The organism is Leucogemmata humicola, from assembly GCF_055379415.1.
The window spans coordinates 4,180,744-4,204,001 of the sequence record NZ_AP040875.1 but is presented as its reverse complement, the minus strand read 5'-3'; the positions used below and the strand labels follow the sequence as shown (position 1 = coordinate 4,204,001).

Here is a 23,258-nt window from a genome sequence, read left to right as displayed (position 1 = left end):
CGAGGCTACCGAGCGAGCACTGATTTCGCCGCGTAGTAGCCGCACATACCGTGGACGCCGATGCCCGGCGGCGTCGATGCTGAGCAGAGGTACACGCCATCCATCGCGGTCTTGTACGGATCGAGACTGGCGACCGGCCGGGCGAAGAACTGAGCGAAGTCACCAGCGCCGCCGCCAATGTCGCCACCAACAAGATTGGCGTTGCGGCGTTCCATGTCCGCCGGGAACATGACACTCTTCGCATCGATGCAGTCGCGGAAGCCGGGCGCGAAACGTTCGATCTGACTTTCGATCCGCTGCGTCATGTCGACGGTCGATCCGTGCGGAACGTGGCAATACGCCCACAGCGTATGCTTGCCAGCCGGCGCGCGAGTACTGTCGCACACAGTCGCCTGCACGGCGAGCACGTACGGTCGTTCGACGGAACGCCCCCGCCACGCCTCGCGCTCACCGAGGGCGATTTCTTCCATCGTGCCGCCGATGTGAATCGTCCCGGCGCCGGCAGACGCCTTCGCTCGCCAAGGCACGGGCTCGTTCAGCGCCCAGTCCATCTTGAACACCCCTGGCCCGTAGCGATACTTGTCGAGACGTGTGCGGTAGCGGGCCGGCATGCGATCTCCAGCCATTCGCACGAGCTGACGCGGCGTGACGTCGCAGAGTACGGCGCGCGCTGGCGGAAGCGCGGCGAGGGAATCAACGCGCATGTCGGTGACGATTTCACCGCCGAGCGAGCGGAGATACGCGGCCATTGCGTCGGCCACACGCTGCGAGCCGCCGCGTGTAACCGGCCAACCGCCGGCGTGTGCCGCAATGACTAGCGCGAGTCCGTAGCCGGCGGTCGAGAGTTGGTCGAGCGGCACCATGCTGTGCGCTGCAACGCCGGCAAACATTGCGCGCGTGCGTGCGTCCTTGAAGCGCGCGCGCGCGAGCGCCTCGGCCGATCGAATTGCGTGTCGTCCAAAGCGCGCCATCAGCAATGGATTGCGGACGCCAAACGGTCCGAGCATCGCATGCATCAAGTCGTCGGCGCGTTCGACGAATGGTTCGACGAGCCGACGATACGACCGTGCATCGGAGGATGACAGCGCCTCGACGGTCTCGTCGATCGATTGGCGAACGGCGATTGCAGTGCCGTCATCGAACGGATGCGCGAATGGCGCGGCCGGATGCGCGAGCTCGAGCCCGAAATCAGCGAGCGGAAGGCTCTTGAGAAAGGGCGACGCGAGCATCAACGCGTGGACCGTCGAACAGACGTCGTGCACGAAGCCCGGCTTTGTGAGCTCGGCCGAACGTGTGCCGCCGCCAATCGTCGACGTAGCCTCGTACACCCGAACCGAACGCCCCGCGCGGGCGAGTGTGATCGCCGCGGCGAGACCGTTCGGACCTGCGCCGACGACGATGGCGTCAAGCACGAGGCAATGAGCGAAAAAGTATTACAGAAGTCAGAAGTATCAGCGGTTGAACGGAACTTCCGAGATCCAATGGAATCCGCGACTCCGTTGGAGATATGTATCAGGATCGCGATACGACAGTTCGAGATGGACGGCGTGCCCATCCAACGTGCCATCGAGCAACATGCGATCCCTGGTCGGCCGCTGAAACGTAAGCGGTGAGAGCGTCTTGGCCGAATCGAACGCGGTGAGCTTCAGCGTTTTCGCCGTTGTATCCACGACGGAACCGTAGCTGACGAACGAGTCGTTCATGCGCTGGAAGGTCGCGCTCGTGGGGCGCTGGAAGATGACGCGGCGCCACCGCGTGCTGTCCGTCACGAGTGCCGGCCGCTCCTGACCGTCGACCGCCATCGCGTCAACTGTCCAGATCCCGTAGAACGGTGACTTCGGTGCGCCGTCGCCGTACCGCTTCCACGACTGAACGCCGGAACCGCCAAGGCACAGCACCACCCAAATGGCGTAACCGATCTGCGCGTTGCGAAGGCCGCGGCGTGTTCCGGGTGTAGCGCCGAGCGACGGCTCGGGACGAACATGCGTGGGCTGGCGACGAATGAAGAAGTCGAACAGTCGCGGTGCGTTTGGCGCGACGAGGAACGCGGACATCACAACGAGGTGGAACGCAAACAGCTTGACCGGAACATCGTAGGTCATGTTGAGCGCGAACACCTCGATGGTGTTCATGAGGCACATGAGTGCTCCGATTGGCGCCGTGGCTGGAATCAGCACCAGTAGGCCACCGCACACCTCGGCGAGTCCGACGAACGTCTCGTACGCGGGCGACGCGCCAATGGAAAACCATAGCACGCCCATTGGCGAAAAATTGCCGAATGGTTCGACGAGCTTTTGGAGCGTGCCGATCGGCATCTGAAGGGGAATGACCTTCACCATGCCGTAACTGAGCATGGTCGTGCCGAGCGCAAATCGCAGAAAAAGGCGGAAGCGGCGAAAGAGCTGAGCCTGATGCTGCTGGGTCGACACCGACGTCCAGATCACCGTGCTGACCACAGCCACCACCAGCAGCGTGAATCCGTGAAGGAAGTCGAACGTCCGGTCGCCGCTTCCAGTCGGTTGCGATGTAATGGTCTTAGCGATTCCGAAGACGTGCGCGCCAATCCACACGATGACATTTCGAAGTGGCGGAACGCCCTGCAGCAGGGGAAGATTCAGCCCGGGAAGTACGATCAGCGCCCCGAGCATCTGCGTCGTGAGAACGTACAAGCCGAAGTAGACCACGCCGAAACGAAACGCGGCGAGTGTGGCTGGATGCCAGGCCGAGGGTTCTGGCTCGGCGGAAATCGGCGGCGGAACGGGCCGCTCGTACTTCGATTCCGGGGCGATCTGGGTCGGAAAAGCCACGCGATTCGCGGATTGGGGGTTGGCAATACCGCCAGAGGCGCAAACATGACTCGGCGCACCGTCGGTCAGCAAGGAATGCCCCGAGCCCGCTAAATTTCCGGCATGGCCGAGATCATTCCCGTCAACTACGTCGACGACATCCTCCCGGAGTACGCCGGAACTCCGGTAGGACTCCTCCTCGAGTACCACAACCTCGGGCGCGCGAGAGGGTCGTCCATGACGCCGCAGCTGCTGATCGGCATGTGCATGGACAGCCGGAAGTCGCTCAGCATCCCTAACGACTTTGCCTTCGTTCTGCGGACAGCCGGCGCCAACATGCGTGACAACGAGTTCCGGATTTCATACGCCATCGCTGTGGGCGGGATACGCACGATCGTGTTGATTGCGCATACGGACTGCGGAATGGCGCGCCTCAATGAACGGCGCGAGCAGTTCATTCGTGGGCTGATGGACGCCGCGGGCTGGAACGAGGCGCATGCCGTCAAGCACTTCGAGGAGTCGGCGCCCAAGTTCGGATTCCGCGACGAAGTGGAGTTCGTACTTCGCGAGGCGGATCGCCTTCGGGCGATTTATCCGCGGATCGCGATCGCTCCGCTGCTCTACCGGGTCGAGGACGACCTCCTGTACCAGCTTCGGCCACAGGCTAGCTGAAACGACCGTCTCGTCGGGCTGTTTTGTTTCACCAAACTCTCAGATTCGTGACGGGTAAATGGCCACGCGAAAATGAGAATCCGCTAATCTTTGCTCGACCATATTGACCGCTGCGCCTGAGCGTCGTACTGTCTCAGCGTCCCGACAAGCCAGTCGATGCCAGAGCAAGACCGAACGCGAACGCTGCGGATCATCGCGCAGGATCCGAGCGTGATGCGGAATGGGCGGATCGTGACCGCCGAGGTGCAGGTGCCGGCGGAACTGTTGGTGGCTGGCCCGTGGGGGCACCGGGTTCAGGTCATCGACTACGACGCATCGAGCGACACGCTGTACAAGCCCGTTGCTCCCGGCGCGTACTCCGGGCCCAAGGGGACGTACACGGATCCGTATCGCCACGTCTCCGACTCACGCCTGCTGTCCGATCCGGGCTTTCACGCGCAGAACGTTTACGCAATCGTGATGCGCACGTTGGCGCGTTTCGAGTTTGCACTCGGCCGCCGTGTGAGTTGGGGTTTCCAGGCGCATCAGCTCAAGGTTGCGCCGCACGCCTTTGCTGACGCGAACGCGTTCTATTCAGGTCGCGACGAAGCGTTGGTGTTTGGGTATTTCCCGGCGCAGGACGGCTCGATGGTGTTCAGCTGTCTGTCGCACGACGTCGTCGCGCACGAAACGACACATGCGCTCGTGGACGGACTTCGCGAGCGGTTCACCGACCCGTCGTCGCCAGACCAGGCGGCATTTCACGAAGGCTTCGCCGACGTGGTGGCGTTGCTATCGGTCTTTTCGCTCCGTGGGATCGTCGACAAGCTGATCGACATCGACCCAACGGTGAGTCAGCGGTCGAGTGGAAAGGCGAGCCGGCTCATCGCGCGCGATCGCGTGTCGGCCAAGGCGCTCAAGAGTTCGATCTTCTTTGGACTCGCCGAGCAAATGGGCGCGGAGATGAGCGGTGTTCGCGGCCAGGCGCTGCGACGTTCGGTGAGCATCACGCCGTCGCCGAAATACTATTTGTCAGATCCCGAGTATCTCGAGCCGCATCGTCGCGGTGAGCTGTTGGTTGCGGCAATCATGGATGCCTTCGTGCGCGTTTGGTCGTCGCGTCTCGACTCGCTCGGTGACGTGGCGCGTGGGCAATTGGATAGAGCGCGTGTAGTCGAGGAGGGTGCTGCAGCGGCCGACTATCTACTGACGATGGCCGTTCGCGCGCTCGACTACACGCCGCCAGTGCAGTTGGAGTTCGGCGACTTCGTGAGTGCGCTGATCACCGCCGACACCGAGCTCAGACCGGACGACGGTTTGTATCAGTTCCGCGCCCATCTGCTCGACAGCTTCGCGCGATTCGGAGTGAAGCCGGCGTCGAAAGGAACGGTCGCTCAGCCGGGGTTGTGGGAATCGTCGCGCGGTGAACCATTCGTCTATGCGCGCACGCACTTCGAGTCGATGCTGCGCGACCCCGACGAAGTGTTCTGGTTCATCTGGGAGAATCGGAAAGCGCTTGGCGTGAAAGAGGGTGCGTTTGGCCACGTGCTGTCAGTGCGGCCGTGCCTGCGCGTTGCGCCAGACGGATTTCCGTTGCGCGAGACCGTCGCCGAGTTCTATCAGATCCTCAAGATTTCGGCAGCGGAGCTCGGGAGCGTTGGCCTCGTTGCGCCAGAGGGAATGCCACCCACGACGCCGGTTTCACTGTACGGCGGGAACGCGCTCGTGTTCAACGAATACGGGCAGTTGAAATTCAATATTCATAACAGCTTCGACGATACGGTTCGGCAGCAGCGCCGGTTGGACTATCTCTGGAAGTACGGTTTCTTCGAGACGACCAAGCCGGCGGCACAGCCATTCGCGGCCATGCACCTGCAGCGCGCATTGAATGCGACGCTCGAACCCGATAGCCGCGAGGAGTGGTAGAATGGCCGCGACAAAACCGACGAGCCTGACCCTTCGCGCATACCAGGTGGGATTCGGCGACTGCTTTCTGCTCACGTGGCACTATCCGCAGCGCGATCGGCACATTCTCATCGACTTTGGTAGTAATGGACAGCCGGCCGACGCGCCGAAGAACCTGCTCCTTCAGATTGCGAACGACATCAAGAAGGAGTGTGGCGGAAAGCTCGATGCCGTCGTGCTCACGCATCGGCACAAGGATCACATCGCCGGCTTCGCGACGCTGGCCGATGGAACGGGATCTGGCGACATCATCGCATCGCTGAAGCCGCACCTGATCGTTCAGCCGTGGACGGAGGATCCGAAAGCGCAGACGGACGCCAAAGAGGCGACGACCGTCTCGACGACCGCGCCGCAGGCATTCGTAGCATCGCTGGCGGCGATGCAGGATGTCTCATCCGGTGTTGTCGCCGAGGCGAACGCCCTCGCGAGCGCAGAAACCGCGGGTTGGCGGAAGCGCTTCTTCGAGGGGCTGGCGTTCCTGGGCGAGGAGGGAATCCAGAACGCGTCGGCGGTGAAGAATCTCCAGCGGATGGGCGAGCGTCATACGTACGTGTCGCACGGCAGCAAGCACGGTTTCGAAACGCTACTGCCGGGCGTGAAGGTGACCGTTCTTGGCCCTCCAACGATCAAGCAGTCGGCTGAGATTACCAAGGAGCGATCGAAGGACGCCGCCGAGTTCTGGATGCTCCAGGCGGCGGCCGGGCGACGTGTGGCGGCGAGCAGCGCCAAGGTCTTTCCGCGCGCCAAAACACTATCGACGAGGCGCCCGCCGCTCTACGCGCGCTGGTTCATTCCGCGCCTGCGGGCCCTTCGCGGGGACAGCCTGTTGAGCATCGTCCGAATCATGGATGACGCATTGAACAACACGAGCGTCATACTGTTGTTCGAAGTGAACGGAAAAGCGATGCTGTTTCCGGGCGACGCACAGATCGAGAACTGGGCGTTCACCTTGAAGGACGCGGCGCTCATGAAACGGCTTGCCAAGGTGTCGCTATATAAGGTTGGGCATCATGGAAGTCGGAATGCGACGCCGAAGTCATTGTGGAACAACTTTCTGAATCGTGGCTCGTCGACAAAGGCAGACCGCCTGCAGACAGTCGTCTCTACCATGGAAGGGAAGTACGGCAACATGGCTGAAGGCACCGAGGTTCCGCGTCAAACGCTCGTCGCGGCGCTCAAGGCCCAGAGTTCGTTCTTCACGACCCAGCAACTGAAAGCGACGACGCTGAAACAGGTTTTCGAAATTCCTCTCTAGGATCTTTTTGTGACTCACTCACGCTGTTACCGGGCTGCATTTCTGGCCCTGCTCATCGCCGGGTCGAGCATGGCGGCCCAGTCGTCGCCGGTCGGGTGGAAGCTGACGATGAACCTGACCATCGATTCCGGCGACGCCGCGCACCGATCGTCGATGGCGACGCGTCAATACGTGACCGACGGCAGGCTCCGCATGGAGACCGTACAGGTTTCCAACATGCCGCAAGGAGAGGCCGCCGAGGGCATGTATCAGATCATCAACGCCGCCGACAGCACGATTACGATGGTCATGACGGGGCAGCACACCGCGATGGTGATGCAGGTCGGGAGCGCCCTGGGTACGATTGCCACGCCGAAATTCGCCACGCACACGACACAGTCGCAGTTTGAGGATCTCGGCGCGGGCGATCGCATCCTCGGCCACGCGACGCACCACGTTCGCATCACCAGTCAGGCGACGGTCGATATTACGGTTGGCGGTACGACCTGCACCGGGACCGTGAATGGTGTTTCGGAAATGTGGATTGCGCCCGATGTCGACATTCATCGTGCTACCGAGTCACTGTTGGCGACAACGAACGCAGCGCTCGGTACCCAGATCGGTACGGCGCAATCGGCATCGAATTCATCGATCCCGAGCGGCACGCCGCTACGTACGATGAACCGAGTCACCAGGCCGAACGCGCAGGGGCGCATGATGACGGTGACAACGACGAGCGAGTATGTCGAGCTCGAGCACGGACCGCTCGATCCGTCCGTGTTCCAGGTGCCGGCAGACTTCCGCACGATGGACATGCGGAAAATGATGTCGAAGCTTCCGGCGGGAATGGTGGATTCGGCCATGCGCGCCGGGGTGGAGCGCGGTGCGTCCGCTAGCTCCAAGGCCATGTGTCAGGCGGTCGGTTCCCCCTGAGGTATCGTATCCGCGTCGCCATTGCGACGCTCGCTGCGCTGGCCGCGTGTCACACCGCGCCGCGCAAACCGAAATACGTTCCGCAAGAAGTCTCCGTCGTTCTCGGCGTTCAGGCGCCGGACGTTCGCGGTACGCTACGAGCGCTAGTCGATAGTGGCGCAGCGCCGGTGTGGATTACACCAGAGCGATGGAAGACCGTGCGCGCGCTGTACTCGCAGTACGAGTATGCGCCGCTATGGTTGGAGCCGGAGGGCATCAAGGACCGCGCGTCCGCGCTGCTCGCAGCGCTCGAGAGCGCGCCAGATCATGCACTCCGTACCGATGCGTATCCGATCGATTCTCTACGTCGATGGGTGAACGCGAAGCGACTCGATAGTGGTGCGACGGCGCAGACCATCGCGAACGCCGACATGCTGCTCACGGCAGCGTACGTCGGCTATGCGTCGGACATGCTCATCGGTCAGGTCGATCCTCGCACCGTTTCGCAGTCGTGGCACATTCCGGCGCGAAGCTCAGCGGTCGATTCCGCGCTCTTCGCAACGCTGCAGGATTCGTCGATGGCCGACGGACTTGGCGAGATGGCGCCGCAGGATTCAGAGTACGTGCTGCTCAAATCCGAATACGCGCGTTATCGAGCGATCGTCGCGAAAGGTGGATGGAAGCCTGTCGAAACCGGAATGAGCCCAGAAGAGCTCACCGAGCGTTTGACGGCAGAGGGCTACGAGATACCCGCCGAGGATTCGGTTCTCAGTGTGCTTGCGCAGTGGCAGAGCCGCCACAATCTCGAGCCGGACGGAAAGATTGGTCGCGGGACGTTCGCTGCACTGAATGTCCCGGCCGCGGAACGCGTGCGACAGATCGGCTCGAACATGGAGCGTCATCGCTGGCTGCCCCGCATGCTCGGCCAGCGCTATGTCTACGTGAACGTTCCGTCGTTCCGGCTCGACGCGTACGACTCGGGACAGCGCGTGTTGTCGATGAAGGTCGTGGTAGGCGCGGAGTACAACGGCCATGCCACGCCGGTCTTCAGCGACTCGATGCGCTACGTCGTGTTTCGACCGTACTGGAAGCCGACGCCGAACATTCTGAAGAGCGAGATTCTGCCGAAAATCGCGTCGGACAAGAGCTATCTCGCGCGGAACGACATGGAATACGGCGTGGAGAACGGTGCGCGCGTGTTGCGACAGCGGCCTGGACCGCACAACTCGCTCGGGCTCGTGAAGTTCTTGTTCCCCAACGAGTACAACATCTATCTGCACGACACGAATCAGAAAACGTTGTTCGACAAGGCGGCACGTGCTGCGTCGCACGGGTGCATTCGTCTCGAGCAACCGAACAAACTCGCCGAGTATGTGCTTGGCTGGACGCCTGACAGCGTGAAGACGTCGATGGAGGCGGGGAAGAACGACCGGTGGGTGTCGCTGACGAGCAAGGTTCCCGTGTACATCGTCTACTTCACGGCGTACGAGCGTGATCATCAGCTCTTCTTTGCCGACGACATCTATAAACGAGACAGTGGCTTGAAGGGACGCGTCGAGGTGGCAGCGCCGGAGTAGAGCGTCTTGCAAAATGCGGCGCGGTGATTTGCAAATCGTAGCTTTGTCATTGCGTGTGCAAATTCGAGTGTGAACGACGTCTCCACTGGGACGAATGTGGCGTTTCGAGCCACTAGTGGAGTTGTATGAGGAGTCGCTCACAATCGAGGGCCCGTGGTAAACCGCGTTCTTGTCTCGCTGCTGATCGGCATTGCGCCCGTCAGTGCCGTCGTTGCGCAGTCGGTCCAGGTTGGGACTGCCGCCACTGACGTTCCGGTGAAGAAGGTGATGTTGTTCTCCTCCGGCGTCGGATATTTCGAGCACGCGGGCGCCGTACGCGGGAACAGCGCAACGCAGCTGCGCTTCAAGACCACTCAGATCAACGACATCCTCAAGTCGTTGATGCTGCAGGATCAGGACGGCGGCCGTGTCGGTGTGATCACGTATCCGTCGCAAGATCCGCTGGCCAAGACGCTGCGAAGCTTCCAAGTCGACATCACTCGGAATCCGAGCCTCGCCGATCTTCTCAATCAGTTGCGCGGCGCGAAGGTAACGATTCAGGCGCAGGCCGAGCGGATGACGGGAACGATTCTCGGCGTCGAATCGCGCCGCAAAGCGATCGACAAGGGCGACGTCGTCGACGTGCCCGTGCTGAATCTGATCTCGGGCGCGAGCATTCGTGCCGTGGAGTTGCAGGCAATCAACAACCTGACGCTCGACGATGCTCAATTACAGGATGAGCTGTCGAAAGCGCTTTCGGCGCTCGTGGTGGCGCGCGATCAGGACAAGAAGCCGGTGACGATCAACTTCAATGGCGCTGGCGAACGGCGTGTGCGAATTGGGTACGTCGTCGAGACGCCTGTATGGAAGACGAGCTATCGCCTGCTGCTCGATGAAAAGGGAAAGCGTGGCAGGTTGCAGGGCTGGGCGATCGTGGAGAATCAGACCGAGAGTGATTGGAATGACGTCTCGCTCTCACTCGTGAGCGGGCGACCGATGTCGTTCACGATGGATCTGTACCAGCCATTGTATGCGTCGCGGCCGAACGTCGTGCCCGAGATGTTCGCCGGGCTTCGGCCGCAGGTGTACGATGCGGGGATTGGCGACGCGCGCGACCGCGTCGCGATGGCCGACGCCCCGGCGGTGCCAGCGCCCGCACCGGCGATGGGGACAGCGGGCGGGATGGCCAAGCGCAGAATCGGCTATGGGCCCGACGGCAAGCCGCTGCCGGTGCAGCTCGACGCAGTCGTCGTGACGTCGGACGTCGCCATTCATGGCGCAGCGTCGTTCTCTGCCGCTACGGTGGCCGCGATGGCATCGGCCACGTCACTCGGCGAGCTGTTTCAGTACACTGTGGGCGACGTCAGCCTGCCGCGCCAGAAGTCGGCGATGATTCCGATCATCACCGACAGCGTCGATATCGAACGCGTTTCGATCTACAATGCCGGCGTGCTCCGCACGAATCCGCTCAATGGCGTTCGCCTCACCAACTCCACGGGCAAGCATCTGCTCCAAGGGCCGATGACGGTGCTCGATCGCGGCGGCTACGGCGGCGACGCGCGCATCGACAACGTTCCGCCAGGCCAAGAGCGTCTACTCAGCTTTGGCATCGATCTCGACGTGACCGTGGACAACACGAAGTCGACGAGTACGGACGCCGTCGTGAGCGCAACCATCTACAAGGGCGCGATCGTTCTCAAGCGCCGGCTGGTGCAGACAGTCGAGTACGCGGCGGACAACAAGTCAGCGAAGGAGAAAATGCTCATCATCGAACACCCATTCTCCCAGGGATGGGCGTTGTTCGATACGCAGAAGCCGGCCGAGACGACGCCCGCCGTGTACCGGTTCAAGGGCATTGCTGCTCCCGGCAAGGTGACGACGCTCGCGGTCAAGGAGGAGCTGACGCAGTCCGAGTCTTACGCGCTGCTCTCAGCAGATGTCGGGCAGCTACTCAACTACACACGAACCGGGACGATTCCCACTGCAGTGCGCGACGCCATTTCCAAGGCGATTCGCATGCGACAGGCAATCGTCGACGTCGAGCGGGACATCAACACGCACTCACAGCAGGTAGGGCAGATAACTGCCGAGCAGAACCGGATTCGCGAGAACATGAAAACTGTGGCGCCTTCCACGCAGTATTACGAACGACTCCTCGCCAAGCTGAATGAGCAGGAATCGTCGATCGAACGGCTGCAAAAGGAACGCGAAAGCCTCGAGGCGAAGCGCAACGACCTACGCAGAGAGCTCGACGAATACCTCGCAAACCTGAACGTGATGTAAGCCGGGCGGACCACCTGGACGCTCGGCGAGATATCTTTCAACTCCCCGGGCGTCCACTCGCGATCCGTGCCGTTCCCAAATCCGTACCGCGGTCTCCGCGGACTGCCAACCGATGTGTGGATCATCTTCGCCACCACCCTCGTCAATCGCGCGGGGATGATGGCGTTGCCCTTTCTCGTGCTCTATCTCACGAGATATCTCCACGTGTCGGCACCGCTGGCTGGGCTCGCCATCAGTGCGTACGGCGTCGGCGGTCTAGTGACGGCCCCGATCGCCGGCCGTCTCGCCGATCGCATCGGGCCGTTCGCCGTGATGCGAGTGTCGCTCGCGCTCACCGGCGTGATCCTGTTGATCATTCCGCTCGTTCATACATTCGTCGCGGTCGTCGGCCTCACGTTTCTCTGGGCCGTCGTCGCTGACGCCGCGCGACCAGCAACGATGTCGGCGCTCACCGACACCACAAAGCCGGAGCAACGAAAGGCCGCGATCGCCGTGAATCGGCTGGCCATCAACCTCGGCATGAGCGTTGGTCCAGCACTCGGCGGATTTCTCGCGCAGGTGTCGTTCCCGCTGCTCTTCGTCGTCGATGGCGCGACCTCGCTCGTGGCAGCGGTCGTGCTATCGGCGCTCCTCTGGGTGCGTCGCAGGTCAACAGGCGGCGCAGAGCCAGAGCACGTCGTCGCCGCACGCGCGGCAGTGTTCGCGAAATCGTCCGTTGTGTGGCGCGACCGGACGGCGCTCACATTCTTCGCGACGTCGTTCCTGATGAATCTTGTATTCTCGCAGCACCAAGGGGCGATGCCGCTGACGATCGTGCGCGACCTGCACTATCCGGAATCGTTCTACGGCGGGCTGTTCGTGCTCAATACGCTCATCATCGTCGCGATCGAGGTTCCGCTGAATATTGCGATGGCGCATTGGGACATGCGTCGCACGCTCTCCCTGGCCATTGCGCTGGTGGCGATTGGATTCGGGGCGCTCGCCGTGGCTCAATCCCCGCTGGCGATAGCGGCGACTGTGGTCATCTGGACGTTCGGCGAGATGATTTTCTTCCCGACGTCCACAGCCTATGTCAGCGAGCTAGCGCCGCCGGGCCGAACAGGCGAATACATGGGCGCATTCTCGAGCACGTTTTCGCTCGCACTCATCGTCGGACCGTGGCTGGGGGCCGCGCTCCTCGATCGCGCGGGTGGAACCGTGACCTGGACACTGATGCTCGGCCTCGGTCTCGGGGCGGCGACGCTCGCGCTCTTCGCGCGAACGCGAGGGTCGAGCGTCGTTGCAGCGATTCCGGAGTAGCTACTCGTAACGAAGCGCCGCCATCGGGTCGACACGACTCGCGCGTCGTGCCGGAATGAAACCGGCGCCGAACGCTACCGCGGTGAGTGCGATGGTCGCGACCACGATCACGATGGGATCGTTGCCATTGAGTTGATACAAGAGCGACTGCGCGCCTCTGCCGATGGCTAGCGCGCCGACGAGTCCGATGATTCCGCCAACGAGTGTCATCAGACCGACCTGCTTGAGCACCATGCCACGCACGGCGCCACTGTTCGCGCCGAGCGCCATGCGCACGCCGATCTCACGCGTGCGCTGCGCGACGGAGTACGCGAGCACGCCGTACAGTCCGATCGCCGCGAGTAACGTCGCCAACGCCGCGAATGCCGCGGCGAGCGTCGAGATCATGCGATCCATGAAGACGTTTTCCTCGGCCTGCTGCGGAAGCAGCTTGAGTCGCTCGACCGGAAGGTTCGGGTCGAGCTTCTTGATCGTCGCGGGAATCGTGCGCAGGATCTGCTCCGGCGGCAGCGATGTCCGAGCGTAGAAGTAGTTCGTCTGCGGGCGTCCGGATTGCCGGTACGGAAGCACATAGACTGGCGGCACCGAGTTCTTCACCTGCGAGTATTTCGAATCCTTGGCTAAGCCGACGATCGTGATGTTGAGCGAATCGTTGTCGACCGACATGTGCTTGCCGACAGGATTCGTGCCCAGGTTGAATTTCTTGGCGAACGCCTCGTTCACGATCGCCACGCGTTGCGAGCCGACGCCATCGTTCAGCGTGAAATCGCGACCAGCGAGGAGGGGAACGCCGAGGACGTGAAAGTAGTTCGCGCCAACGGGGTTGTAGCGCGAGCCGTCGTCGGTGTCCGCGTCTTTCTGGAAGCCTTCGACGGAAACGCCGCGTCCCCAGTTGTTGCCGGCGAGCAGCGGGACCATGGCCGATGTCACCGCTGTGACGCCAGGCGTGGCCGCGAGCTCCTCCTCCACGCGTTGGAACAGCGCGAGTGTCCGCGTCGAGTCGTAGCCACTTCGAGTCGGCGAGATTGCGAACGTGACGACGTTGTCGATTTTGATGCCGAGGTCGACGCGCGCGATGTTGCGAAGACTCTTGATGAAGAGACCCGCCGAGATGAGAAGCGCCATGGAGAGCGCAATCTGCGCCGTTACCAACGTCGTGCGAAAACGCGCGGCCGCTCGGCTACCGGATAACTTGCCGGAGTTGTTGCGAAGCTCGGTGACGAGATCCGGGCGCGTGCTCTGAAGCGCGGGTACGATGCCGAATGCCAGGCCAGTGGTGAGCGACAGCAGCGCCGCAAAAACGAGTACCGGAATACTCAAGCTGAATTCCATCGTCGCGGCCACCATCGGCGGCAGCATGGCAGTGATCCCAGCGAGCGTCCAATGCGCGACGACGATGCTTACGATGCCGCCGAGTACCGCGAGCAGAATGGACTCGGTGAGCACTTGGACGATCAACTGGCGCCGTGTAGCGCCGAGCGACAGACGAACCGCCATTTCCATAGCGCGATTCGCAGCGCGTGCCAGCAGCAGATTCGCGATGTTGGCACACGCGATGAGCAGGACGATACCAGTAATGCCGAACAGCAGCGTCAATGGCGTACGCGAGCTCTTGATCGTCGAGCTCTGACCTTTGCGGCCGTCCGTCATCGTGACGAGCTTCGCCTTGAACTGCGTGAGCGACTTGGTGCTCATGCCCTTCTGAAGCGGAACCTCGACGTCGTTGATCAGCGTGCGGTAGACGCCGTTGACCGAACTCAGTCCCTGATCGAACGTCGCGCCCGGCTTGAGTCGCCCGAACAGGTAGACCCAATACGAATTGCGGCGCTGGTAGTCGTCGAATGACGGATTGATTCCGGCGCGCATGGTGAGCGGAACGAACACGTATGGACGCGAACCGAGCGTGGTCCCGGTAAATCCTCTTGGCGCCACACCAATGATCGTGAACTGCTTTCCGTTGATCGTGAGCTGCTGCCCAATCACATTCGGGTTCGAGCCGAGCTGCGTCTCCCAGTACGCGTAGCTCACGACGGCGACGAAGCTGCCAGCGATGGTCTGATCGTCTGCCTGCGTCAACAAGCGACCGAGCGCCGGCCGAATGCCGAGCACGGGGAAATACGATCCGGAGACGTAGACCCCGTCGCCGCTCACCGCCGTTTGGCCAGCCATGGCGACATTGACGCCAAAGATGGTGTGGCCGGCGATACCACTGAATGCCGTGTTCGCCTTCTCGAGGTCACGGAACATCGGATAGCTGAACACTTCGTCGCAGTCGCCGGCCTGACCGCACGAGTTCGATCCTCGAATGGGACCGGGCGCGGCGAAGTTGACGAGCTTCTCCGGCTGAGTCACGGGCAGCGGCTGGAGCAGCATCTCGTTGAACAGCGAGTAGATAGCCGCGTTGGCCCCGATGCCGAGGGCGAGCGACAGCACCGCGACGATCGTGACGAAGGGCGTTTTGAAGAGCGTTCGAAACGCCAGCTTCAGATTTTGCATCGTGTGTTCCCCGAGCCTGGTGGAGGGCGCCAGTTCGTTCGACAGGCTGATGGGGAGAAAGGTTCAAACCACCCGCGGCGCGACGGAGATGCCGTGACGACGATCTACGTACGGCATCCGATTGAGGACTACGCGCATTGGCGCGAGGCGTTCGACAGCCACGAGGCGAGGCGTCGCGAGTACGGGCTGACCGTGCAGCGTGTGCAGCGCAACGTCGATCGCCCGCTCGAGATCATCATCACGCTCGAGGCCGAGAATCTGACCCGGGCGCGGGAATTCACCGAGTCAGTGGAGCTTCATAAGGCGATGGTGAAGGCCGGCGTGGTGGGGAGGCCGGAGGTTTGGTTCGCCGAGGACATACGCTGAGCGCGAGGCGCACGCCGCACGCCTCACGCCGCAGGCCCTACTCGTATCTCAGCGCCTGCATCGGATCCACCTTGGACGCCTTCAGTGCCGGCAAATAACCGGCGCCGAGTGCGACGATCGTCAACACCACGGCCGACATTGCGATCACCGTTGGGTCGTAGCCCTGCAGCTCGAACAGCAACGACTTTGCGCCGCGCCCGATCGCGAGTGCAGCGATGATGCCGATGACGCCGCCGATCAACGTCATCACGCCAACCTGACGCAGCACCATCGCGCGGACGCTCGACGCATCGGCACCGAGCGCCATGCGGACGCCGATTTCGCGCGTGCGTTGAGCGACCGAGTAGGCGAGCACACCGTAGAGACCGACCGCGGCGAGCATCGTTGCCAGCAGGGCGAAGGCGGCCGACAGCGTGCTGATCATACGGTCCATGAAGACGTTTTCCTTCACCTGCTGCGGCAGCGTCTTGAGATTCTCGACCGGAAGATTCGGATCGAGGCGCTGAATCACGGCGGGGATTGCGCGCAGGACCTGAATCGGATCGGCGGCCGTGCGAACGTAGAATGCCATCGAGCCGACGGTTGAATCCTGCTTGTACGGCAACGCGAACAACGGCGGAGGCGGCTGCTTCACGTTGTTGTAGCTCGCGTCCTTGATGAGGCCAACGATCTGCACGTTGAGCGAATCGTTACCGCCATTGCTCATGAACTTGCCGACGGCATCGCGTCCGAGCCCGAACTTCTTGGCGAACGCCTCCGTGACGACCGCGACCTTCGTCGTGCCCAACTGATCGGAGGGCGTGAACTCCCGACCGCTCAGCACCTGCATGCCCAGTGTCTTGTAGTAGCCCGGGCCAACTTCGTTGAAGCGCGCATTTGCATCCGTGTCTGGGCCCTTCTTGAAGCCCTGCACGGCGACGTCACTGCCCCAACTGTTGCCGGCGAGTACCGGCACTAGCGCGGACGAAACGCCCGTGACGCCAGGTATCGCTGCGAGCGCGTCTTCGACCTGACCGAAGAACTGGTGCGACCGCGCGTTCTTGTAGCCGTTGAGCTCGGGCGACAGACCGAAGGTCACGACGTTCTCCGTCTTGAATCCGAGATCGACCTTGCTGACGTTCTGCAGACTCTTCACGAACAGTCCGGCCGACACGAGCAGCGCCATCGAGAGGGCGATCTGCACCGTGACGAGCGAGTTGCGGAAGCGCGCCGCCGAGCGGACGCCGGCGAGCTTGCCGGAGCCGGCGCGCAGTGTCGTGACGAGGTCTGGCTTCGTGCTCTGCAGAGCGGGGAAGAGTCCGAACAGCAATCCCGTTCCAAGCGACAGCGCCGCCGCGAAGTACACGACGTTCCAGTGCATGGCGAAGTGCATCGACTGCGAAGCGTCGGGCGGCATGAGGGCCATCAGCGACGTCAGCGTCCACTGCGCGAACACGATGCTCACCATACCACCCAGTACGGCGAGAATCACCGACTCGGTGAGCAACTGCACCAGCACTTGCTTCCGCGTCGCGCCGAGCGACAGCCGCACCGCCATTTCGGTCGTGCGATTCGCCGCGCGCGCCAGAAGCAGGTTGGCGATGTTTGCACAGGCGATCAGCAGCACGATGCCGGTGATCGACATCAGCAGAATGAGCGGCGTCTTGGCCTCGCGATGCATGCTGCTCTGTCCGCGACGGCCGTCCTCGAGCGTCAGTTCCTTGGCCTTGAACTTCACCATCGTCGTCGCGCTCATGCCCTTTTGCAGCGGAGCTTCGACGTCGTTGATGATCGGCTTGTACACGGCGTTGATGGCCAATTTGGCCTGGTCCATCGAGACGCCGGGTTTGAGCCGGCCGAACAAATAGACCCAGTAGCTGCGTCGTTTGTCGAAGCCGTCGAAGCCCGGCGACATCGTGCCGCGCATGGTGATCGGAACGAAGACCGTGGGCGCGGTACCGAGCGTCGTGCCGTCGAACCCTTTGGGCGCAACCCCGATGATCGTCATCGTCTGACCGTTGATGACGATTCTCTGATCGATGACTTTTGGGTCGGCGCCGAGCTTTGTTTCCCAGTAGGAATAGCTCAGCACGGCGAGGAAATTTGCGCCGATGGTCTGATCGTCCATTGGCGTGAACAGACGGCCGAGCGCCGGAGCGACTCCGAGCACCGGGAAATAGGATCCCGAGACGAGCAATCCCTCGGTGTTCAGCGTCTGGTTCTTGTACGCGACGTTCGCCCCGAAGCTGCGGTGCGCTGCGATTCCGGTGAAGCCGGTGTTCCCCTTTTCGAGGTCGCGGAACATCGGGTAGGAGAAGACTTCATTGCACCCACCCGCCTGGCTGCACGACTGCGACCCTGGGTTAGGCCCAGGGGCCGCGAGGTTCACCAGCCGCCCCGGGTCGCGCGCGTCAGGGATCGGCTGCAGCAACATCTGATCGAACAGCGAAAAGATGGCCGCATTCGCGCCGATGCCGAGCGCCAGCGATAGCACTGCGACGATTGTGACGAACGGCGTACGGAAGAGCGTTCGGAATGCGAGCTTCAGATTGGTCATGACCGTCGAGTTGGAGGCACCGTCGCCCCTACGGAGGCGACCAGCCGAAGTTGCACGGGCCAGCCCACGTTAGATGCTCGCCGAGCTCAGATGGTTGCGTTTTCGTTTTGACGGCGGGATAAAGGCGGGAAGCGCCGCGGGACGAGACGTCTCCGCGCGACCGCTGGCAATACTGCCAAACTGCGGCAGTATTGCCTCGGCTCGCGCTCCGACGTCTCGTCCCGCGGCGCTTCCGTTTTAGGGGCGCGCGAACGTAAACGCCATGCGCGTCAGGCGCGGCGAAATCGGTAAGCACGCGCGAACATCGCCGGGCATGTTGCTCGGGGCGCGTTGCAGAGTGTGGGCGCGCGCACCGTCGCGCAGAGGCGCGCCCGCGCCACACGCCTAGTACATCAGGAAGCTGGGTGGGAGCTGCGGGGAGGCGGTGTCAGAGCGCGGGCCAGTGGCAATTCTGCCGGCAGTTTTGGCAGGATTGCCCAGGTCGCGCGGCGACACTGCCTTCCCGCGGCGACCCGGCGAAACAATCTCAGCGAATAATCAGGGGGTGTCCCCCGGGCACGCCGCCGTATTGGCGGCGCCGCCACGACCACCGCGACCGCCCCCGGCTTGAACCGCAGCCGCGCCGCCGCGCGGCCAAACGTTGTCGCTCGGATCCCGATCAGGGAAACGGCAGCCCGGATCGAGTTGCACCTTCTCGACCGCGCGACCGCCAAAGTCGAGCTCGGCACGGAAGGTTCGCGATCCGTTGAACCACACATCGACCGGATAGGTGACGATCGCCGTGTGGTCGTTGATCATGCGCGCGTTGCGCATGGAGGTCGCCCCTGATCCCGCGCCGAGATCCACGCGCAGGACAACCGGCGACGGCATCGCGCCGGCCTGATGCACCGTTACAGTTGTGCGACCGCCACTCGTGCTCACGGACTGAATCGATCCTTCGACCGACTCCGTCGTGAACAGCCAGTAGTACCAGAACCAGCCAAGGTCGCGCTTGAGCGCGTTGCTCATGAAGAACATGTAGTCCCACGGCGCGGGATGCTTGAAGCGCCAGGTCTTCATGAACTCCGACTGCGCGCGCCAGACCGTCGTGTCGCCAACGATTCCGCCGAGCATCGACAGCATCAGCGGCGTCTTGCTATACGCCTGGAACGAATAGCTCGGGCCGCCGTAGTTGGCGTCCCACATCAAAGATCCCTCATGCTCGTCGCCGCTCGTGCGACCGTAGCTCTGTCCCGGACCGTTGAGATTCGGCGGCTGGTGCGCGGCGTCGGCGGCCGAGAGGATGTTCATGTACTGATTGAATCCTTCGTCCATCCAGCCGTACCACGTCTCGTTGTTGCTCACCATCATCGGCGCCCACATGTGCTCCGTCTCATGGTCGGCCGGGCCGTCGTTCGACATCACGAACATCGGGTATTCCATACCGTTGTCCGGTCCATCGACCATCGTGTGCTGCGGGAACGCATCGGGCATCAGCAACTTCGAATAGAACTCCAGCGCGTGGCGAAGGATGGGACCGGAGTTGGCGAACTGCTGGGCGCGGCCGGGCTGGAAGTACACGTGGACCGGAATCGGGCCGCGTCCAGGAATCGTCGCGCGCGTCGCTTTCCATACGAAGTTCTTGGCCGTGGCCCACGCAAAATCGTTCACCGTGTCGGCAACGAAGTGCCACGTCAACCGATCGCCCGGCGCTGTCGCGCGGCCAGCCCCCGACTCCTCGGCGCCGACAATCGTGCGCATCGAGTCGGACTCGAGCACATGCGCCAGGCGCTCGCGCGCCACAGGCGTCAGCACTTCGACCGGATTCTTGAGCACGCCGGTCGATCCCACGACCCAACCGGCGGGCACGTCGAGACTGACGTCGAAGCGCCCGAAGTTGTTATAAAACTCTGAAGGGCCGAGATAGGGATCCGTGTCCCAGCCGCGAAGGTCGTCGTACACGGCGACGCGCGGATACCACTGCGCCACCTGATAGAGCGTGTCCCCCCAACGGAACGTCATGCGATGTCCCTGTCCCGGGCCGCCGGCGAGCTTGTAGTTCCATTCGACTTCGATCCGTGCCGTGCCCTTCGGAGCGATTGGCGTCGGCAGTTGAATGCGCGCCGACGTCGTTCTGATTCCGGTCACGAACGGGGTCGTTGGTGCGGCCGGCGCGCCGGCGCCACGTCCACCGCGCCCAGCGCCCGCTGGCGGATTCATGTCGACCGAGGCTCCGTCCACGACGAGCTTCGTGATCCGCATGCCGTCGGTATTCTCGGCCGGGATCGAGGCGCCGCGCGGAACGTCGCCGCGGAAAATGTTCTGATCGAGGCGCATCTGAATCGACGAGAGCGCCGAGTCGCTGTTGTTGCGAAGCACGATCGTTTCGCGGCCAGCGAGAGTCGATGTCGACTGATCGAGGCGCGCGTTGATCGTGTAATCCATCCACAGCTGCCAGTACTTTCGCCCCGGCCGTCCCGTCGAGTCGCGTGTCCCCTCGGCGAAGGCCCGCCGAATCATGTTCGTCATGGGGAAGTCGCGTCGAATCGCCCGTTCGGGGGTCGATCCGGTCGCCACATTCGCGCTCGGAGCGCCGCCGGGGGCCTGTTCAGGGCTAGGCGAGGAGCTGCCAGACTTGGCACACGCGACGCCGATCGCCGTGATGGCGGTCGCGACGAGAACTCGACGAATCATTTGGGAGCGGAAGAGGGAAGCCGTCAGGGAGCACTGCATTATGTGTGGCCGCGCTCACTAATAGAAGCCTCTTCGGGAGCGTGCCCAGAGGCCACTATTGACAGGTTCGGCTTTGGGCAATATTCTACCGTCACAATTGAAGTTGTACGTGGTCATTTGCCGCCTATTGCCGCCACGCTAAATAATGTGCTAAAACGCGACGCGCCCGGCGGCCATCTCTTCCGCCCGGGCCATTTCGTTTTTCGGCCCGATTTCCATCGGCGCTCTTTAGCGCCGACGCGACCTCGGCGCCCCGAATGCACAGGCAGTGGCACTCGGCGGCGCGCATTTCTACGAGGAGGTCGTGGTGAGTCGCATTGTCGCGTCGGAAACGGAACTCGAGCTTCCCCCATACGAGGTCATTGGACCGCGCGGAGCGCCTGTCGTCGTCGCGCTCGGCGGGATCTCGGCGAGCCGCCATGTCTGCGCGAACGCCGTCGACGGCCGTCCCGGTTGGTGGGAGCCTGTCGTCGGACCGGGGCGCGCGATCGATACGGCGCAGCATCAGGTGCTGAGCTTCGACTACGTCGACGGCGGCCGTGGCAGCGACGGTCGGCCCGAGCGCCGGGTGACGACGCACGATCAGGCTGACGCACTCGCCGCGGTGCTCGACGAGATTGGCGTCGCGCGCGTGCAGGCGATCGTCGGCGCATCGTACGGCGGCATGGTCGCGTTGGCGTTCGCCGAGCGATATCCGCATCGTGTCGAATCGCTCGTCGTGATCTCGGCGCCCGACGCACCGCATCCGATGAGCACTGCGCTTCGTTCCGTACAGCGACGCGTCGTGGAGTTGGGACTCGACAACGGCTGCGCGAGTGATGCGTTGGCGTTAGCGCGCGCGTTGGCGATGACGACCTATCGCAGCGCCGGCGAGTTCGCCGAGCGCTTCGACGCGCGTCCCTCGAGCTGTACTGCGAATGACGCGGTGTTTCCAGTCGAAGAGTATTTGCTTCATCACGGCGAGCGCTTCGCCGCCACGTGGCGCCCAGAGCGTTTCCTCGCGCTGTCGCTGTCGGGCGATCTACACCAGGTGGATGCGTCGGCGATTCGGACTCCCACGCTCGTCGTGGCGGCCGAAGGCGACGCGATCGTCCCGCGAATTCAGTTGGAAGCGCTGGCGGCCAAGCTCGGCGGCCCCGCACGACTCGTCGATCTGCCCACGACTACGGGCCACGACGCTTTTCTCACCGAACCGGCCGCCCTCGGCGCCATTCTGACTTCAGCCCTCAACACGAGCATTCTCTCATGAGCGACCGCGGCCACTTCACTTCGACGACGCGCGCGGTGCGCGCCGGAATCGCCACTGATCGTGAGCACGGCGCCGTGGTGCCACCGATTCATCTCTCGTCGACGTTCGCCTTCGAGGGATTCGGCGCACCGCGGAAGTTCGACTATACGCGCAGCGGCAATCCCACGCGGTCGCAGCTCGCCGACGCGTTGGCCGATCTCGAGGGCGGTGCAGGCGCGGTGGTCACGAATACCGGCCTGTCGGCGGTGACACTCACGCTGCAGTTGCTCTCGCGCGGCGACACGATCGTTGCGGCGCACGACTGCTACGGCGGAACGCAGCGTCTACTTCGCTCGTTGGCCAAGCGTGGCTACTTCGAAGTGGTGTTCATCGATCTCACCGATCCGAGTAGCGCCGCGGTGATCGCCGAGCGAAAGCCGCGCCTCGTATGGGTGGAGACGCCGAGCAATCCGCTGCTGCGCATCACGGACATCAGCGCAGTTGTCGCGGTATCGCACGCGGCGGGCAGTCTCGTCGTGGTCGACAACACGTTTCTGTCGCCGGCGTTGCAGCAGCCGCTGTCGTTCGGTGCGGACATCGTGCTGCACTCGACGACGAAGTATCTCAACGGACACAGTGATGTTGTCGGCGGCGCCGTGGTGGCTGCGGACAAGACGCTCGCCGACGAACTGGCGTGGTGGGCCAATTGTCTTGGCGTCACGGGCGCTCCGTTCGACAGCTACCTGACGCTGCGCGGTGTGCGCACACTCCACCCGCGCATTCGCTCGCACTTGGAGAACACGGCTGCCGTCGTCGACGCGCTTTCTCGTCACCCGGCAGTCGAGCGCGTGTACTATCCCGGACTCGCCGATCATCCGGGACATGCGCTCGCGTGTACGCAGCAGCGCGGTTTCGGCGCGATGGTGAGCTTCGAGCTCGCGGGCGGTGTGGAATCTGTGAAGCGCTTCGTGCGCGGCCTGGAGTGTTTCACGCTGGCCGAGTCGCTGGGCGGTGTGGAGAGTCTGATTGCGCATCCGGCAACGATGACGCACGCGTCGATGGACGCTGAAGCGCGGGCGGTCGCCGGGATCAAGGAGTCGCTGCTGCGACTGTCCGTTGGCATCGAGGGTTCGGATGATCTCGTGCGCGACCTCGTGACGAATCTCGACGCGGCGGTGGTGACGCCTTCAGTCGTCGTCGCGCGCGACATCGTCGATACAACAGCGCAGGAAGC

The 23,258-nt window shown here is 62.9% G+C and carries 14 protein-coding genes and 1 pseudogene; 10 read left to right on the top strand and 5 right to left on the bottom strand.

Translation table 11 applies throughout. The annotated features are described in order from the left end of the window. Positions 1-5: 5 nt before the first annotated feature. Both AC6H4Z_RS17875 and AC6H4Z_RS17870 read right to left on the bottom strand, forming a co-directional pair. Positions 6-1,412 carry a phytoene desaturase family protein gene (locus AC6H4Z_RS17875; RefSeq protein ID WP_497543322.1) on the bottom strand — a complete coding sequence of 469 codons (1,407 nt, stop codon included), beginning with the start codon at positions 1,410-1,412 and terminating at the stop codon, positions 6-8. 39 nt (positions 1,413-1,451) lie between these two features. Next, positions 1,452-2,807, bottom strand: coding sequence for a hypothetical protein (locus AC6H4Z_RS17870; RefSeq protein ID WP_497543321.1), 1,356 nt, complete (start codon positions 2,805-2,807; stop codon positions 1,452-1,454). A gap of 102 nt (positions 2,808-2,909) precedes the next feature. Here AC6H4Z_RS17870 and AC6H4Z_RS17865 point away from each other — a divergent pair, with 102 nt between their 5' ends. From AC6H4Z_RS17865 to AC6H4Z_RS17835, 7 genes are all read left to right on the top strand, one after another. Continuing rightward, the gene (locus AC6H4Z_RS17865; RefSeq protein WP_497543320.1) at positions 2,910-3,458 is read left to right on the top strand and encodes a carbonic anhydrase; all 549 of its coding nucleotides are present in this window, start codon (positions 2,910-2,912) and stop codon (positions 3,456-3,458) included. Between the two features lie 156 nt (positions 3,459-3,614). Continuing rightward, positions 3,615-5,363: a hypothetical protein gene (locus tag AC6H4Z_RS17860; RefSeq protein ID WP_497543319.1), complete on the top strand. Its 1,749-nt coding sequence runs from the start codon at positions 3,615-3,617 to the stop codon at positions 5,361-5,363. A 1-nt stretch (position 5,364) separates the two neighbouring features. Next, positions 5,365-6,657, top strand: a complete 1,293-nt coding sequence (locus AC6H4Z_RS17855) for an MBL fold metallo-hydrolase (RefSeq protein ID WP_497543318.1) — start codon at positions 5,365-5,367, stop codon at positions 6,655-6,657. Between the two features lie 9 nt (positions 6,658-6,666). Further along, the gene (locus tag AC6H4Z_RS17850; protein ID WP_497543317.1) at positions 6,667-7,569 is read left to right on the top strand and encodes a DUF4412 domain-containing protein; all 903 of its coding nucleotides are present in this window, start codon (positions 6,667-6,669) and stop codon (positions 7,567-7,569) included. Beyond that, positions 7,545-9,125, top strand: coding sequence for a L,D-transpeptidase family protein (locus AC6H4Z_RS17845; RefSeq protein ID WP_497543316.1), 1,581 nt, complete (start codon positions 7,545-7,547; stop codon positions 9,123-9,125). Before AC6H4Z_RS17850 ends, AC6H4Z_RS17845 begins: the two co-directional genes overlap by 25 nt. Positions 9,126-9,278: 153 nt before the next feature. Continuing rightward, positions 9,279-11,387 (top strand): DUF4139 domain-containing protein, encoded by a 2,109-nt coding sequence (locus AC6H4Z_RS17840; protein WP_497543315.1) that lies wholly within the window; start codon positions 9,279-9,281, stop codon positions 11,385-11,387. Positions 11,388-11,453: 66 nt separating this feature from the next. Continuing rightward, positions 11,454-12,686: an MDR family MFS transporter gene (locus tag AC6H4Z_RS17835; RefSeq protein WP_497543314.1), complete on the top strand. Its 1,233-nt coding sequence runs from the start codon at positions 11,454-11,456 to the stop codon at positions 12,684-12,686. On the opposite strand, the gene AC6H4Z_RS17830 is transcribed toward AC6H4Z_RS17835, so the two are convergent. Then, complete coding sequence (locus AC6H4Z_RS17830) at positions 12,687-15,182, bottom strand: ABC transporter permease (RefSeq protein WP_497543313.1); 2,496 nt, start codon at positions 15,180-15,182, stop codon at positions 12,687-12,689. 93 nt (positions 15,183-15,275) lie between these two features. On the opposite strand from AC6H4Z_RS17830, the gene AC6H4Z_RS17825 reads away from it, so the two are divergent. Further along, complete coding sequence (locus AC6H4Z_RS17825; protein WP_497543312.1) at positions 15,276-15,548, top strand: cyclase; 273 nt, start codon at positions 15,276-15,278, stop codon at positions 15,546-15,548. A 37-nt stretch (positions 15,549-15,585) separates the two neighbouring features. Here the strand turns inward: AC6H4Z_RS17825 and AC6H4Z_RS17820 are convergent, their stop codons facing one another. Together AC6H4Z_RS17820 and AC6H4Z_RS17815 are read right to left on the bottom strand one after the other, a co-directional pair. Then, on the bottom strand, positions 15,586-18,084 hold the full coding sequence (locus AC6H4Z_RS17820) for an ABC transporter permease (protein ID WP_497543311.1): 2,499 nt from the start codon (positions 18,082-18,084) through the stop codon (positions 15,586-15,588). 537 nt (positions 18,085-18,621) lie between these two features. Continuing rightward, a complete protein-coding gene (locus AC6H4Z_RS17815) occupies positions 18,622-20,757 on the bottom strand; it encodes a M1 family metallopeptidase (RefSeq protein ID WP_497543310.1) in 2,136 nt (711 codons plus the stop codon). Between the two features lie 346 nt (positions 20,758-21,103). Between AC6H4Z_RS17815 and metX the strand changes: the two genes are divergently transcribed. Further along, the gene (gene metX / locus AC6H4Z_RS17810; protein ID WP_497543309.1) at positions 21,104-22,045 is read left to right on the top strand and encodes a homoserine O-succinyltransferase MetX; all 942 of its coding nucleotides are present in this window, start codon (positions 21,104-21,106) and stop codon (positions 22,043-22,045) included. Continuing rightward, positions 22,042-23,244 (top strand): annotated as a pseudogene (gene metB, locus AC6H4Z_RS17805) (cystathionine gamma-synthase); the annotation flags it as partial. The gene metX and the pseudogene metB, both read left to right, overlap by 4 nt. Positions 23,245-23,258 lie beyond the last annotated feature (14 nt).